Origin of the sequence: Sulfitobacter sp. (assembly GCF_041552635.1) — a bacterium.
Taxonomy (GTDB): domain Bacteria; phylum Pseudomonadota; class Alphaproteobacteria; order Rhodobacterales; family Rhodobacteraceae; genus Sulfitobacter.
The window spans coordinates 23,820-36,386 of record NZ_JBFEKM010000018.1; the positions used below are offsets into that span (position 1 = coordinate 23,820).

11 protein-coding genes and 1 pseudogene are annotated in these 12,567 nt (G+C 59.1%); 7 read left to right on the top strand and 5 right to left on the bottom strand.

Annotation, left to right across the window (positions count from 1 at the left end; translation table 11 throughout):
• Window positions 1-76: 76 nt before the first annotated feature.
• The 6 genes from ABYT07_RS03595 (at window position 77) to ABYT07_RS03620 (ending at window position 8,127) form a co-directional block, all read left to right on the top strand.
• Window positions 77-1,045: an XdhC family protein gene (locus ABYT07_RS03595; RefSeq protein ID WP_372989531.1), complete on the top strand. Its 969-nt coding sequence runs from the start codon at window positions 77-79 to the stop codon at window positions 1,043-1,045.
• A complete protein-coding gene (locus ABYT07_RS03600; RefSeq protein WP_372989520.1) occupies window positions 1,042-2,037 on the top strand; it encodes a molybdopterin-binding protein in 996 nt (331 codons plus the stop codon). The genes ABYT07_RS03595 and ABYT07_RS03600 overlap by 4 nt, the downstream gene beginning before the upstream one ends.
• 125 nt (window positions 2,038-2,162) lie before the next feature.
• Window positions 2,163-2,648 (top strand): (2Fe-2S)-binding protein, encoded by a 486-nt coding sequence (locus ABYT07_RS03605; RefSeq protein ID WP_372989522.1) that lies wholly within the window; start codon window positions 2,163-2,165, stop codon window positions 2,646-2,648.
• 160 nt (window positions 2,649-2,808) lie between these two features.
• Window positions 2,809-5,172 carry a xanthine dehydrogenase family protein molybdopterin-binding subunit gene (locus ABYT07_RS03610; RefSeq protein ID WP_372989523.1) on the top strand — a complete coding sequence of 788 codons (2,364 nt, stop codon included), beginning with the start codon at window positions 2,809-2,811 and terminating at the stop codon, window positions 5,170-5,172.
• Window positions 5,173-5,285: 113 nt separating this feature from the next.
• Window positions 5,286-6,077, top strand: a complete 792-nt coding sequence (locus ABYT07_RS03615; RefSeq protein ID WP_372989524.1) for a xanthine dehydrogenase family protein subunit M — start codon at window positions 5,286-5,288, stop codon at window positions 6,075-6,077.
• A gap of 169 nt (window positions 6,078-6,246) precedes the next feature.
• On the top strand, window positions 6,247-8,127 hold the full coding sequence (locus ABYT07_RS03620; RefSeq protein ID WP_372989525.1) for an OmpA family protein: 1,881 nt from the start codon (window positions 6,247-6,249) through the stop codon (window positions 8,125-8,127).
• Window positions 8,128-8,213: 86 nt separating this feature from the next.
• Here ABYT07_RS03620 and infC read toward each other — a convergent pair whose 3' ends face one another.
• Window positions 8,214-8,762: a translation initiation factor IF-3 gene (gene infC, locus ABYT07_RS03625; RefSeq protein WP_372989532.1), complete on the bottom strand. Its 549-nt coding sequence runs from the start codon at window positions 8,760-8,762 to the stop codon at window positions 8,214-8,216.
• Window positions 8,763-8,969: 207 nt separating this feature from the next.
• Here infC and ABYT07_RS03630 point away from each other — a divergent pair, with 207 nt between their 5' ends.
• Window positions 8,970-9,962 (top strand): hypothetical protein, encoded by a 993-nt coding sequence (locus ABYT07_RS03630; protein WP_372989526.1) that lies wholly within the window; start codon window positions 8,970-8,972, stop codon window positions 9,960-9,962.
• A 77-nt stretch (window positions 9,963-10,039) separates the two neighbouring features.
• Here the strand turns inward: ABYT07_RS03630 and ABYT07_RS03635 are convergent, their stop codons facing one another.
• From ABYT07_RS03635 to ABYT07_RS03650, 4 genes and pseudogenes are all read right to left on the bottom strand, one after another.
• The gene (locus ABYT07_RS03635) at window positions 10,040-10,888 is read right to left on the bottom strand and encodes a ferredoxin--NADP reductase (protein WP_372989533.1); all 849 of its coding nucleotides are present in this window, start codon (window positions 10,886-10,888) and stop codon (window positions 10,040-10,042) included.
• A 74-nt stretch (window positions 10,889-10,962) separates the two neighbouring features.
• Window positions 10,963-11,364 (bottom strand): DUF934 domain-containing protein, encoded by a 402-nt coding sequence (locus ABYT07_RS03640; protein ID WP_372989527.1) that lies wholly within the window; start codon window positions 11,362-11,364, stop codon window positions 10,963-10,965.
• Window positions 11,361-12,146 (bottom strand): phosphoadenylyl-sulfate reductase, encoded by a 786-nt coding sequence (locus tag ABYT07_RS03645; protein ID WP_372989528.1) that lies wholly within the window; start codon window positions 12,144-12,146, stop codon window positions 11,361-11,363. The genes ABYT07_RS03640 and ABYT07_RS03645 overlap by 4 nt, the downstream gene beginning before the upstream one ends.
• Window positions 12,136-12,567, bottom strand: a pseudogene (locus ABYT07_RS03650) (nitrite/sulfite reductase); the annotation flags it as partial. The gene ABYT07_RS03645 and the pseudogene ABYT07_RS03650, both read right to left, overlap by 11 nt.

Sequence of the window (12,567 nt, forward strand, 5' to 3'; positions counted from 1 at the left end):
TATCTGATTGAGCGATGGCCAAGGACGCAGTACATATATGCAACTGGCCCGCAACGCAAAACCGGAGACCGCCCAGATGGACATCTTTGAAGACGCACCAGAACGCGCCTACGCATGGGCCCAAGCGGGGCGGGGGGCTGCCTTGGCCACGGTTGTCGAAACATGGGGGTCCGCCCCGCGACGGGTTGGCGCGCAGCTGGCGATATCGGGCGATGGTGAAATGCAGGGGTCGGTTTCTGGCGGTTGCGTCGAAGGGGCCGTGGTCGTCGAGGCGCTCGAGGCGCTGGAAGACGGCACGCCGCGGCTGCTGGAATATGGCGTGAGCGATGGCGATGCCTTTGCCGTCGGGCTGGCCTGCGGCGGCAAGATCCGCGTACTGGTGGAACCCATCGGCAACGGTGGGATGCCCTTTGATATTCTGGCCGATCTGGTCAAGGCACGCGCGGCGCGTCAGCCGATTGGCTACGAGGTGTCGCTGTCGGGCGGTACTGCGCGTCTGGTGCGCGATGGCTATGACGGTCGTTTTCGGATGGACCGGTCAGGTGTTGAGGAAGACGGCGACACATTCGTGGCAATCCACAATCCGCCATTGCGGTTGATTATCGTGGGGGCCGTGCATATCGCGCAGGCCTTGGCCCCGATGGCGCAGGTCGCAGGGTTTGACGTTGTGGTGATTGACCCGCGCGAGGCATTCGGATCGCAAGCGCGCTTTCCCGAGGCCCGCGTGATAAACGACTGGCCCGATGCAGCATTGGAAGAAGTGGGCGTCGATACCCGCAGTGCCGTTGTTTTATTGACCCATGACCCGAAACTGGACGATCCCGCCCTGCATATCGCGCTGAAATCCGATGCGTTCTATATCGGTGCGCTTGGATCAAAGCGAACCCATGCGTCGCGGGTGGACCGGCTGCAAAAGGCCGGATTTACCGATGCGGATATCGCCCGGATCGCAGGCCCAGTGGGTCTTGATATCGGGGCCGCCGGTCCGCCCGAAATCGCAGTGTCGATCCTTGCGCAAATGATCCAAGCCCTGAGAAAACCGTGAAGTTCGGCGCCGTACCCACCCATGATGCTGCTGGTGCATATCTGGCCCATTCTGTCGCCTTACCTAAAGGGCGACTGCGAAAAGGACTGTTGATCGAGAGCAGACATATCGCCGACCTTTTGGCTGCGGGACACGAACAGGTCACTGTCGCACGGTTGGCCCCTAGGGATGTGGATGAAAACACCGCCGCAGCGCAACTGGCGCAGGCGTTGGTGGGCGATGAACCTGATTTTGACCCGCATCTTGATATGACCAACGCTTTTACCGGTCGCGTCAATCTGCTGGCCAAAGGGCCGGGGGTGGCGGTGCTGGATGTCGCAGCACTTGAGGCCGCCAATGCCGTGCATCCGATGATAACCCTCGCCACTGTGCCGCCGTTTCAGCAAATGACCAACGGCGGGATGGTCGCCACGATCAAGATCATCTCGTACGGGGTCGATCAGGCCGATCTGGCGCGCGCCTGCGCAGCGGCCTGCGGGGCCATCCGTCTTGCGCCGCCTCAGCTGAAAGATGCGACACTGATCATCACCGAGATCGAGCGCGGGGCAGGGGACAAGGGCCGCGAGGCCATCGGCAACCGCCTTACCGCGCTGGACGTCGTTCTGAAAGATGTGGTGATGGTGCCCCATGAAACGGACGCCTTGTGCGATGCGATCACAGTTGCAAAGTCAGAGCTGGTGCTGATCCTGACCGGATCTGCGACCTCGGATATTGATGACGTCGCCCCGTCGGCGCTGCGCGCTGCGGGGGGCACGGTGGCGCGGTTCGGGATGCCGGTTGATCCGGGCAATCTGCTGTTTCTGGGCAACCTTGGGGCGCGGCAGGTGATCGGTCTGCCCGGCTGCGCGCGGTCGCCCGCGCTGAACGGGGCGGATTGGGTCTTGTCGCGGATCGCCTGCGGGATCGCGGTGACCGACCGTGATATTGCGGGCATGGGCGTGGGGGGATTGCTCAAGGAAATCGTGACACGGCCACAACCGCGCCGCGGCTAAATTCAGCCTGCGGCGTCCAAAATTTTGCATGTTTTCAAGCCCTCGCGAAAATTTGGGTTCTCAACTGCGCAGGGGCGTGCTTAACTCTGATCAACGAGATCAAGAACACCTAAGGGAGGATATCTATGACACAGGTCAAAATGACCGTGAACGGCAAAGCCGCGTCTGGCGACGTGGAAGGCCGCACATTGCTGGCGTCGTTTCTGCGCGACAGCCTCAATCTGACGGGCACACATATCGGGTGCGACACCAGCCAGTGCGGTGCCTGCGTTGTGCATGTGAACGGCGAAGCGGTCAAAGCCTGCACCATGCTGGCGGTCGAAGCCGAAGGCGCTGACGTCAAAACCATCGAATCCATGGCTAATGCAGACGGATCGCTGAACGTGATCCAGCAGGCGTTTCAGGATCACCACGGCCTGCAATGCGGGTTCTGTACCCCCGGCATGGTCATGTCTGCCTCGGCCTTGTTGAAAGACAATCCCAAGCCGACCGAAGCCGAAGTGCGCCACTATCTGGATGGCAACATCTGCCGCTGCACCGGCTACCACAACATCGTCAAGGCAATCATGGCGGCTTCCGGCCAAGACGTCAGCGCATTGGCTGCTGAATAAAAGGCGGCTTGTCTGCATGTGCGAGGAGGCACGCGCAGACGCATAAAACCGATGCAAAAAGGCGTATCCCTGCGGTTCCGGGTGGCGCCATACCAACAGAATAAACCTGCAAACGCGATGGTGCCCGACACGAAACGGCACCCCATAGGGAGGATTAACTATGCCAAAGGATGGCGGAATTGGTGCCAGCAGCAAGCGGCGCGAAGACGTCCGGTTTTTGACCGGTGAAGGCAATTACACGGATGATATCAACCTGCGCGGGCAGGCCTATGTGTTTTTTCTGCGCTCGGATATTGCGCATGGCACCTTGAATTCGGTGGATACATCGGCTGCCGAGGGCATGCCGGGTGTGGTCAAGATTTTCACCGGTGCGGATTTTGAGGCCGTCGGGTCGATCCCATGTGGCTGGCAGGTGACGGACAAGCATGGCGAAGTCATGCAAGAACCGCGCCACCCTGTTCTGGCCCATGGCAAGGTGCGCCATGTGGGTGAACCGATCGCCGCTGTTGTGGCTGAATCCCTGTCCGAGGCCCGCGATGCCGCCGAAGCCATTGTGCTGGACATCACCGATCTGCCCGCCGTCATTGACATGAAGGAAGCCGTCAAAGCGGATGCGCCCAAGGTCCATGACGATCTGATGTCGAACCTGTGCTATGATTGGGGGTTCGTCGAGGAAAACAAGGGTGCCGTCGATAAGGCGTTCGAAGAAGCCCACCACGTTACCACGCTGGAACTGGTCAACAACCGTCTGATCGCCAACCCGATGGAACCGCGGGTGGCTGTCGGCGACTTTGCCCGTGGTACCGGCGATCACACGCTATATACGACGTCGCAAAACCCGCATGTGATCCGCCTGTTGATGGGCGCGTTTGTTCTGGGCATCCCCGAACACAAGCTGCGCGTTGTGGCCCCTGATGTGGGCGGCGGTTTTGGCACGAAAATCTTCCACTATCAGGAAGAGGCATTCGTGACCTTCGCTGCCAAGGCGTGCAACCGTCCGGTCAAATGGACCTCCAGCCGGTCCGAGGCGTTCATGTCGGATGCCCATGGCCGCGATCACGTCACCAAGATCGAAATGGCGCTGGACAAGGACAACAACTTTACCGCTTTGCGCACAGACACCTATGCCAACATGGGTGCCTATCTGTCGACCTTCGCGCCATCGGTTCCCACATGGCTGCATGGAACGTTGATGGCGGGAAATTATAAAACACCGCTGATCTATGTGAACGTCAAGGCCGTGTTCACCAACACCGTTCCTGTCGACGCTTACCGTGGTGCCGGCCGTCCCGAGGCGACGTATCAGTTGGAGCGGCTGGTTGATAAATGTGCGCATGAATTGGGTGTCGATCCGATTGCCCTGCGCCGTCAGAACTTTATCACCGAATTCCCCTATGCCACGCCTGTGGCGGTGGAATATGACACCGGCGATTACGTGGCGACCATGGACAAGCTGGAAGAGATTTCCGACATGGCCGGTTTCGCAGCCCGTCGCAAGGACTCCGAGGCCAAAGGCAAGCTGCGCGGTTTCGGCGTGAACTGCTATATCGAGGCCTGCGGCATCGCGCCGTCGAACCTTGTCGGCCAGCTTGGCGCGCGGGCGGGTCTGTACGAATCCGCTACCGTGCGGGTGAATGCAACCGGTGGTCTGGTGGTTATGACCGGATCACACAGCCACGGGCAGGGGCATGAAACGGCCTTTCCGCAGGTGATCGCCGAGATGATCGGCATTCCCGAGGATATGATCGAAATCGTGCATGGCGACACTGCCAATACGCCAATGGGGATGGGGACCTACGGGTCGCGATCCTTGGCTGTTGGTGGATCTGCTATGGTGCGCGCGACGGAAAAAATCATCGCCAAGGCGAAGAAAATCGCATCCCACCTGCTGGAAGCGTCCGAGGGCGATATCGAGCTGAAAGATGGTGCGTTCAGCGTCGCAGGCACGGATAAATCCGTGGCTTGGGGCGATGTGACCTTGGCGGCTTATGTGCCGCATAACTATCCGTTGGAAGACATCGAGCCAGGTCTGGAAGAGACGGCGTTCTACGATCCGTCCAACTTTACCTATCCGTCCGGTGCCTATGCTTGCGAGGTCGAGCTTGACCCGGAGACAGGCCATGTGACGATCGAACGCTTCGCGGCTGCCGATGACTTTGGCAATATCGTGAATCCGATGATCGTGACAGGGCAGGTGCATGGCGGTCTGGCGCAAGGGATCGGTCAGGCGTTGATGGAGAACTGTACCTATGACAGCGAAGGACAGCTGCTGAGCGCATCCTATATGGATTACGCGATGCCGCGCGCCAGTGACCTGCCATTCTATACGGTGGATCATTCCTGCCAGACGCCTTGTACGCACAACCCCTTGGGGGTCAAAGGTTGTGGCGAGGCGGGGGCAATCGGATCGCCACCGGCGGTGGTCAATGCGGTGCTGGATGCCATGCGGTCGGGTGGCAAGGATGTGGGTCACATCGACATGCCCGTGACACCAGCGCGTGTCTGGGCCGCGATGAACAGCTAGGATGAGAGGACGGGACGGGGGGCCAGCCCCCCGCGCCCCCCGGAGTTTATTTGGCAAAATGAAGCGGGGAGTTTGGTGGTTTTGGCCCCGCTCTCTGATCGGAAGGACGAAAGATGTATAATTTTGACGTAGAAAAGCCGACCAGCATCGAGGATGCGGTCAAGGCGTTGGGGCGTGAAGAAGCGCAGCCAATGAGTGGCGGGCAGACTTTGATCCCGACGCTCAAGGCGCGGTTGGCGATGCCGTCGGTTTTGGTGTCGCTTAGCGGGATTGCCGAAATGCAAGGCGTTTGTATGGATGACGATGGCCGCGTTTGCATTGGTGGTGGTACGGTTCATGCCACCGTCGCAAAAGAGGTCGCATCGCATTATCCAGCGCTGGCGGGCCTTGCGGCGCGGATCGGTGATCCGGCAGTACGCAATCGCGGGACAATTGGCGGATCGGTTGCCAATAATGACCCTTCGGCCTGCTATCCGGCGGCTGTTCTGGCCAGCGGCGCGACAATTATCACCAATGCGCGCGAAATTGCCGCCGATGATTTCTTTGAGGGCATGTTTGCCACGGCTTTGGATGAGGGTGAGATCATTACCGAAGTCAGATTTCCGGTGCCTGAAAAAGCGCATTACGAGAAGTTCATCCAGCCCGCGTCGCGCTTTCCATTGGTGGCAGTCTATGTCGCCAAATTCAGCGATGGCGTGCGTGTTGCCGTCACCGGCGCGTCCGAGAACGGTGTTTTCCGCTGGAGCGAGGCCGAGGCCGCGTTGTCCGATAACTTTAGCGCGGATGCGGTTGCTGGCCTGACCGTGGATGGCAGCAGCATGATCAGCGATTTGCATGGATCGGGCGATTACCGCGCTCATTTGATTGGCGTGATGACCAAGCGGGCGGTTGCTGCACTGGCCTGATCGCACATTGGACGAACTGAGGATTAAACACCAGCAAAGCCGTCTTCGTAGTATCGAAGGCGGCTTTGTGCTGTCTGGCATCTGCATGTTGGAACCAAACGATTGGTAGGGAGTTTTACACCAAGCGCTGCCCGAACGGCGTTGTGTAGTAACTCCGTAAGGATATGAAATGTTTAGAATTCTTAAATCGACCACTTCTTTGACGATGTGTGTGGCGCTTGCGCTGCCAACGGGCGGGTTCGCGCAAACAACTGTTGCTGACTGCGCTGTTGAGGGTGCCGAGGCCGATCTGGTATTCCCATGCGTGTTGCCTGATGGCACCGAGGTGACGACAGCCGAAGAGCTGGACGCGCAGCTGCAAGGGGCGCTAGATCAGGTCACAGGTGCGACCGAGGCTGTTGATGAAGCAGCACAGGCTGATCAGGCGGCAGCCGAGGCCGAAGCCACAGCACAACAAGCCGAAGAAACCGTAGCTGAGGCACAAGCCGCCGAGGATGCCCGTGTGGCTGCTGAGGCGCAGGCAGAAGCAGATGCACAGGCTGTAAGGGATGCACAGACTGCGGCTGACGCGCAGGCTGTGATAGACGCACAGGCCGCGGCCGATGCGTCGGCGGCGGCGGAAGCTGCTGCAAGTGAAAAAGCAGCTGCAGAGGCACAAGAAGCAGCCGAAGCGCAAATGGCAGCCGACGCGAAGGCGAATGAAGAGGCGGTTGCAGCCCAGATTGCCGCCGACGCGGAAGCAAAAGCAGCAGCTGATGCGGCTGCGACGGCTGAGCCTGTGGCGACGCAAGACGTCACACCTGCTGCCGAAGCTCAAGAGGCTGAAGCAACAGCGGAACCGACACAGCAAGCAGAGCCAGCGCAGGCTGAAGTGACCGAAGTCCCGGCAGATCAAGCCGAAGCTGCCCCTGCTGATGCCCCAAAAACAGAAGAGCAGATTGCTGCCGACCTTGCTGCCCAGCAGGCCGCTGAGGAAGCGCGTCTGGAACAACGCGCCGTAGAGGCTGCTGCAGCTGCGCAATCAGCCGCCGCCGCAGACAGTGGCGAAGCAGAAGCGCAAGTCGAGACCGAAGAGGTCACAGCCGAGCAAACCCGCACATCGGACGAGGAATTCTCGACCGCGGTAACGGGGCAGGCGGCAGCCGAAACGGCACCCGAAGAAGACAAGGGGCTGAGCAAGTTCGAAAAGGCGCTTTTGCTGGGGCTGGGGGCTGTCGCGGTCGGTGCCGTACTCAAGAACGGATCCAAAGTTGTGAGCAATTCGGGTGACCGTTTGGTCGTCGAAGACCCGAATGGTGATTTGCGCGTGCTGAAAGATGACGATGCATTGGTGCGTCAGGCTGGCGACGAAGTTCGTCGCGAGACGTTCAACGACGGTTCTGCCCGCACGACTGTGACCAAGCCCGATGGTAGCAAAGTGGTGACCATCCTTGGTCGTGACGGGACGGTGTTGCGCCGGATCAATGTTGACCCGCAGGGCAACCAATATGTGTTGTTTGACGACACGCAGGTTGAACAGCGCATCGTTGTGAACGAATTGCCGCAGGTCCAACAGACCAACACCCTTGCCAGCCAGCAAAACGAAGAAGCCCTGCGCGTCGCCCTTGAAACACAGTTGCGCGATTCACAAGCACAGCGGTTCTCGTTGCGGCAGGTTCGCGATATCCGTCAAGTCCGCGCTTTGGCCCCCGAGGTTGAACTGGATGCGGTGCGTTTCGCAACGGGGTCTGCTGCTATCCAGCCCGAACAGGCGCGCGCGCTGGCCAAGATCGGTACGGCAATAACCGGTGCGATCCGCAACGATCCGCGCACGGTCATCCTGATAGAAGGGCACACGGACGCCGTTGGCGATGCGGGCTATAACCTCGCGCTGTCGGACCGTCGTGCCGAAACCGTTGCTTTGGCGTTGACGGAATATTTTGACGTACCACCGGCAAACCTGATCACCCAAGGCTATGGTGAGACGGCGTTGAAGGTGCCGTCCCTGACCGCGCAACCGGCCAACCGTCGCGCGGTCGTGCGCAACATTACCAGCTTGCTGCAACAGTAAGACTGGGTCCCTGAAATGAAAAAACGCCCCTGTGATTACTCACAGGGGCGTTTTTTATGTCTGACTTAGCAAAGCCGGAAAGCGTCTTACTTGTTCGGCATCGGGCCGATCAGCATGACCATTTGACGGCCTTCCATCTTGGGGAAGTTTTCGACGCGGCCCACCTCTTTGGTGTCTTCGGCGACGCGTTCCAGCAATTGGCGGCCCAAATTCTGGTGCGCCATCTCACGACCGCGAAAGCGCAGGGTGATTTTGACTTTGTCGCCATTGTCCAGAAACTTGAACACGTTCCGCATTTTGACCTGATAGTCATTTGTATCGGTGTTCGGTCTGAACTTGACCTCTTTGATCTCGATGATCTTTTGCTTTTTGCGCGCTTCGGCTTCGCGCTTTTGCGTCTCGTATTTGAATTTGCCGAAATCCATGATCTTGCACACGGGCGGGTTGGCGTTGGGAGAGATCTCGACCAAGTCCAGCCCGGCTTCTTCGGCCATTTCCATGGCACGGCCTGGCGTGACGACCCCGACGTTTTCGCCGTCGGCACCGATCAGACGAATTTCATTAGAGCGGATATTTTCGTTAATGCGCGGGCCCGTGTCTCTTTGTGGCGGCGCGTTATGTGGTCTGCGAGCGATGATGAACGTCCTTTGATTGTTCCGTAATATCGAAGACAGAAGGTAAACCTGCATAAGTGCTTCTTCAAGCCGCAAAATGGGGGTAAAGTCGGTTAAAAGGGGCGTTTCAACCTTGCAACCTGACAAATGAAAGCGCATTTGACAATTTGAGCGTGCATATTTGGTGCACGACACGAAATCTACCAAGTTCAAAGGGACTATATTGTCATGAAAAACCTCATCTGGATCATTATCGCGGCTGTGATCGCATTCGGGGGATACATGCTGTATTCCGGTCGATCAGTCCAAGAAATCGCGACATCGGCATCGGATGCAGTCAACGCGCCCGAAGCGTTGGACAGTGCAACAGCTGCCGTCGGCGACGCAGTTGAAGCGACCGAAGGCGCAGTTGCCGACGCTGTCGAAGCAACCGCCGAAGCGGCTGATGCGGCTGCGGATGCAGTTGCCGCAGCGGCGTCGGACGTGGCTGATGCTGCCGTTCAGGCCAGCGAAGACGCAGCTGCTGCTACCGCTGAGGCGGCAGACGAGGCGATGAAAATGGCCTCCGACGCCGCGACTTCGGTTGCCGACACGGCCAGCGATGCGGCAGACGCGGCAGCAGAAACAGCGTCCGACGCGGTTGATGCGACATCCGAAGCAGCGTCTGACGTTGCGGCCACAGTGACTGAGACAGCGCAAGATGGCGTAGATGCAGCCAGTGACGCAGCTGAAGTGGCGGACGAAGCAGCCAGCGACGCAGCCGAAGCTACCAGTGAAGCGGCAAGCGACACTGCTGAAGTGGCAGATGAAGCCGCCAGCAACGCCGCGGAGGAAGTCTCGGATGCTGCAAGCAGCACGATGGCAGCAACGTCCGAAGTGGCAAGCGATGCCGCGACTGCCGCAAATGAAGCCGCCGAGGCTGCCGAAGCCGAAGTCGTGGCAGCAACGGATTCCGCTGCACAAGCAGCCGAGGAAGCCAAGGTCGAGGCTGAAGCGCCTGCTGTGACTGCCGAAGCAGACGCGACTGTTACCGCAGAAACACCTGCGCAGCCATTGACCGTCGAAGGTTTCGATCTTGAGGCAGTCAAGACCATGATCGACGAATCTGACCTGCCCGGCATGCAGAAAACCCTGTTGATGCGTGGCGTTGAAACAGCCAGCGAAAACCCAGATACGCTTGGCGAAGTTCTGGACCGTGTCCGTGCTGCGCTGAACATGTAATCCTTAGGGATATCGCAAAAAGAAAACCGCGCCTTCGCAAGAGGGCGCGGTTTTTTAATGTCCGGGGATCGGTAAGTCTAGCCGACGAAGGCTTTTTCCACGACATAGTGTTTGGGATCGGAATTCGCGCCTTCCTCAAGGCCGAAGCCTTCAAGAACGTCTTTGATATCCTTGTTGAAGCCTAGGCTGCCGCAAACCATGCCGCGGTCGGTGTCGGCATTGATCCCGTCAATACCCAGATCCGCAAACACCGTGCCGTCTTGCAGCAGTGTCGTGATACGACCCATCTTGGGGCTGTCTTGGCGGGTCGTGGTCGGGTAATAGACGATCTTGGCCAGATTATCCTTGCCGATCAGCTCGTGCATCATTTCGTCATTCTGGATATCTTCGATCAGACTGCGGCTATAATCCAGCTCTGCTACGTCACGCACGGTGTGGGTTACGATAACCTGATCGAAGTTCTCGTAGGTTTCAGGTTCGCGCAGCAACGACGCGAAAGGCGCAAAGCCGGTGCCGGTCGCAAACAGCCACAGCCGCTTGCCCGGTAGCAACGCGTCATGCACCAGCGTGCCAACGGGTTTGGGCCGCAGGATGATCTGGTCACCGGGCTGGATGTGCTGCAGTTTCGACGTCAGCGGGCCGTCCTGGACCTTGATCGAATAAAACTCGAGCTCATCATCCCACGACGGCGACGCAATTGAATAGGCCCGCAACAGCGGCTTTTGCTTGCCGGTCTTTGGGTCAGGGTCGCCCATCAGGCCTATCATTACGAATTCACCCGACCGGAACCGCAAGGACGCAGGGCGCGACACGCGGAAGGAAAACAAACGGTCGGTCCAATGTTTAACTGAGATCACAGTTTGCGCATCGGGCAGGGTCGGCACGGCTTTGGCGTTGGTCTGGGTCACTTGGGAATGCTCGGTCATGGTTTCATCGGCACGCACATCCGGCGCGCCGCCTTTGTCTTTAGGGCAAGGAAGGGGGTAGGAAAAGACCCGTATCAGCCGCGCAGGCGGGACTGATAGTCATGGTCTTGCCAATTTGCACGGGCCAGCCATTGGTCTTGGGGTTGTCGCGTCGCCAGATCATCGGGGATTTCGACCTCGTCAAAGCCTGCCCGACGCGCCATCGCATATTGATCGGCCAGTACGTGACCATGTGCGCGTAATCGTCCCGTATAGCCCAGCAGCCGCAGCTGTTTGGCGATCGTAAAACCGCGCCCGTCGGCGGAGCTTGGGAAATCGATGCGGATGATTTGCAACGTGTGGTTCAGCTGGATGTCGCCCGGTTGCGCGTCGGATGGCACATGCAAGGCGACTGCGTCATTGGCGCAGCCGAGCACCGCAAAACCCGCTGTCCAATCGTCTGGTGTAAAGCCTTTATCGGTCACTAGCTGTGTCATGTTTTTGCTCCTGTTCGGACCATCTTGCCGTCGACAAAATGGATGCCGCATTCTTCTTTTTGTGTGTCGCGCCAACGCCCTGCGCGGGGGTCTTCGCCGGGCTTGACCTTGGACGTGCAGGGCGCGCAGCCGATGCTGGGATAGCCCTGTGCCACCAAAGGATGGCGGGGCAGGCGGTTCTCGTCGATATAGTCGGCGACGTCGCTGGCCTGCCAATGGGCAAGGGGGTTCACCTTGATCCGCGCGGTGGCATTTGGCGGGGTTTCAACCTCGAAAAACGGCAAGGATGCGCGGGTGCCGGACTGAAAGCGTTTGCGCCCCGTGATCCAGCCGTCAAAGCCTTGCAACGAGTTTTGCAGCGGCACGGTTTTGCGAAACGCACAGCAGGCGTCTGGGTCGCGCTGATGCAATGTTCCGTCGGGGTCCTTTTCCAAGATGTCAGCGGCGCGGATGATCTGGATGTTGCGCAAGCCCAACCGTTCGCTGAGTTCTTGTTGGTAGACCAGCGTTTCTGCGAACAGCATTTCCGTGTCGATGAACAGCACCGGCAGATCGCGCTTAACCATCGCGGCCAAATGCAGCAACGCCACAGATTCCGCACCAAAGCTTGAGACCAGCGCGAGATTGGGCACGTTTTCGATGGCCGCACGCAGCACATCCGTGGCGCTATGATGGCGCAGGCTGTTGTTCAGCGCTGTTACTTGCGCGGTCAGCGCTGCGATATGATCCGGCCCTTCGGGGAGGATTTTTTGTCCATTTGGAACAAGGGTATCACGCGGCATTGGCACGGGCTTCCGGATAGAGGGCGGCCTTGAACGGGGCCAACCCAAGGCGGCGGTAGGTCTGCAGGAAGGTCTCGGAGGGTTCACTGCGCAGGTTTAGGTACCCACGCACCAGACGTTCAATGGCGGGAATAATCTCGTCGGCCGAGAAACCAGGACCGGCGCGTTCGCCAAGGGTCGCGTCTTGGGTACCGTCGCCACCAAGCGTGATCTGGTAATTTTCCACACCTGCACGATCAAGGCCCAGGATCCCGATATGGCCCACATGGTGGTGACCACAGGCGTTGATGCAGCCCGAGATCTTGATCTTGAGCGGGCCAACTTCGTGTTCCAGCTTGAGTTCGTCAAAGCGGGTCGCGATCTCCTGAGCGATCGGGATCGAACGGGCTGTGGCCAGCGCGCAGTAATCCATGCCGGGGCA

What these genes read in the sequence shown, in the direction of transcription:
- ABYT07_RS03630 (WP_372989526.1), top strand. Translation starts at nt 8,970, where the DNA reads ATGAAAAACCTCATCTGGATCATTATCGCGGCTGTGATCGCATTCGGG.
- ABYT07_RS03645 (WP_372989528.1), bottom strand. Translation starts at nt 12,146, where the DNA reads ATGCCGCGTGATACCCTTGTTCCAAATGGACAAAAAATCCTCCCCGAA.
- ABYT07_RS03615 (WP_372989524.1), top strand. Translation starts at nt 5,286, where the DNA reads ATGTATAATTTTGACGTAGAAAAGCCGACCAGCATCGAGGATGCGGTC.
- ABYT07_RS03605 (WP_372989522.1), top strand. Translation starts at nt 2,163, where the DNA reads ATGACACAGGTCAAAATGACCGTGAACGGCAAAGCCGCGTCTGGCGAC.
- ABYT07_RS03595 (WP_372989531.1), top strand. Translation starts at nt 77, where the DNA reads ATGGACATCTTTGAAGACGCACCAGAACGCGCCTACGCATGGGCCCAA.
- ABYT07_RS03610 (WP_372989523.1), top strand. Translation starts at nt 2,809, where the DNA reads ATGCCAAAGGATGGCGGAATTGGTGCCAGCAGCAAGCGGCGCGAAGAC.
- ABYT07_RS03640 (WP_372989527.1), bottom strand. Translation starts at nt 11,364, where the DNA reads ATGACACAGCTAGTGACCGATAAAGGCTTTACACCAGACGATTGGACA.
- ABYT07_RS03635 (WP_372989533.1), bottom strand. Translation starts at nt 10,888, where the DNA reads ATGACCGAGCATTCCCAAGTGACCCAGACCAACGCCAAAGCCGTGCCG.
- ABYT07_RS03620 (WP_372989525.1), top strand. Translation starts at nt 6,247, where the DNA reads ATGTTTAGAATTCTTAAATCGACCACTTCTTTGACGATGTGTGTGGCG.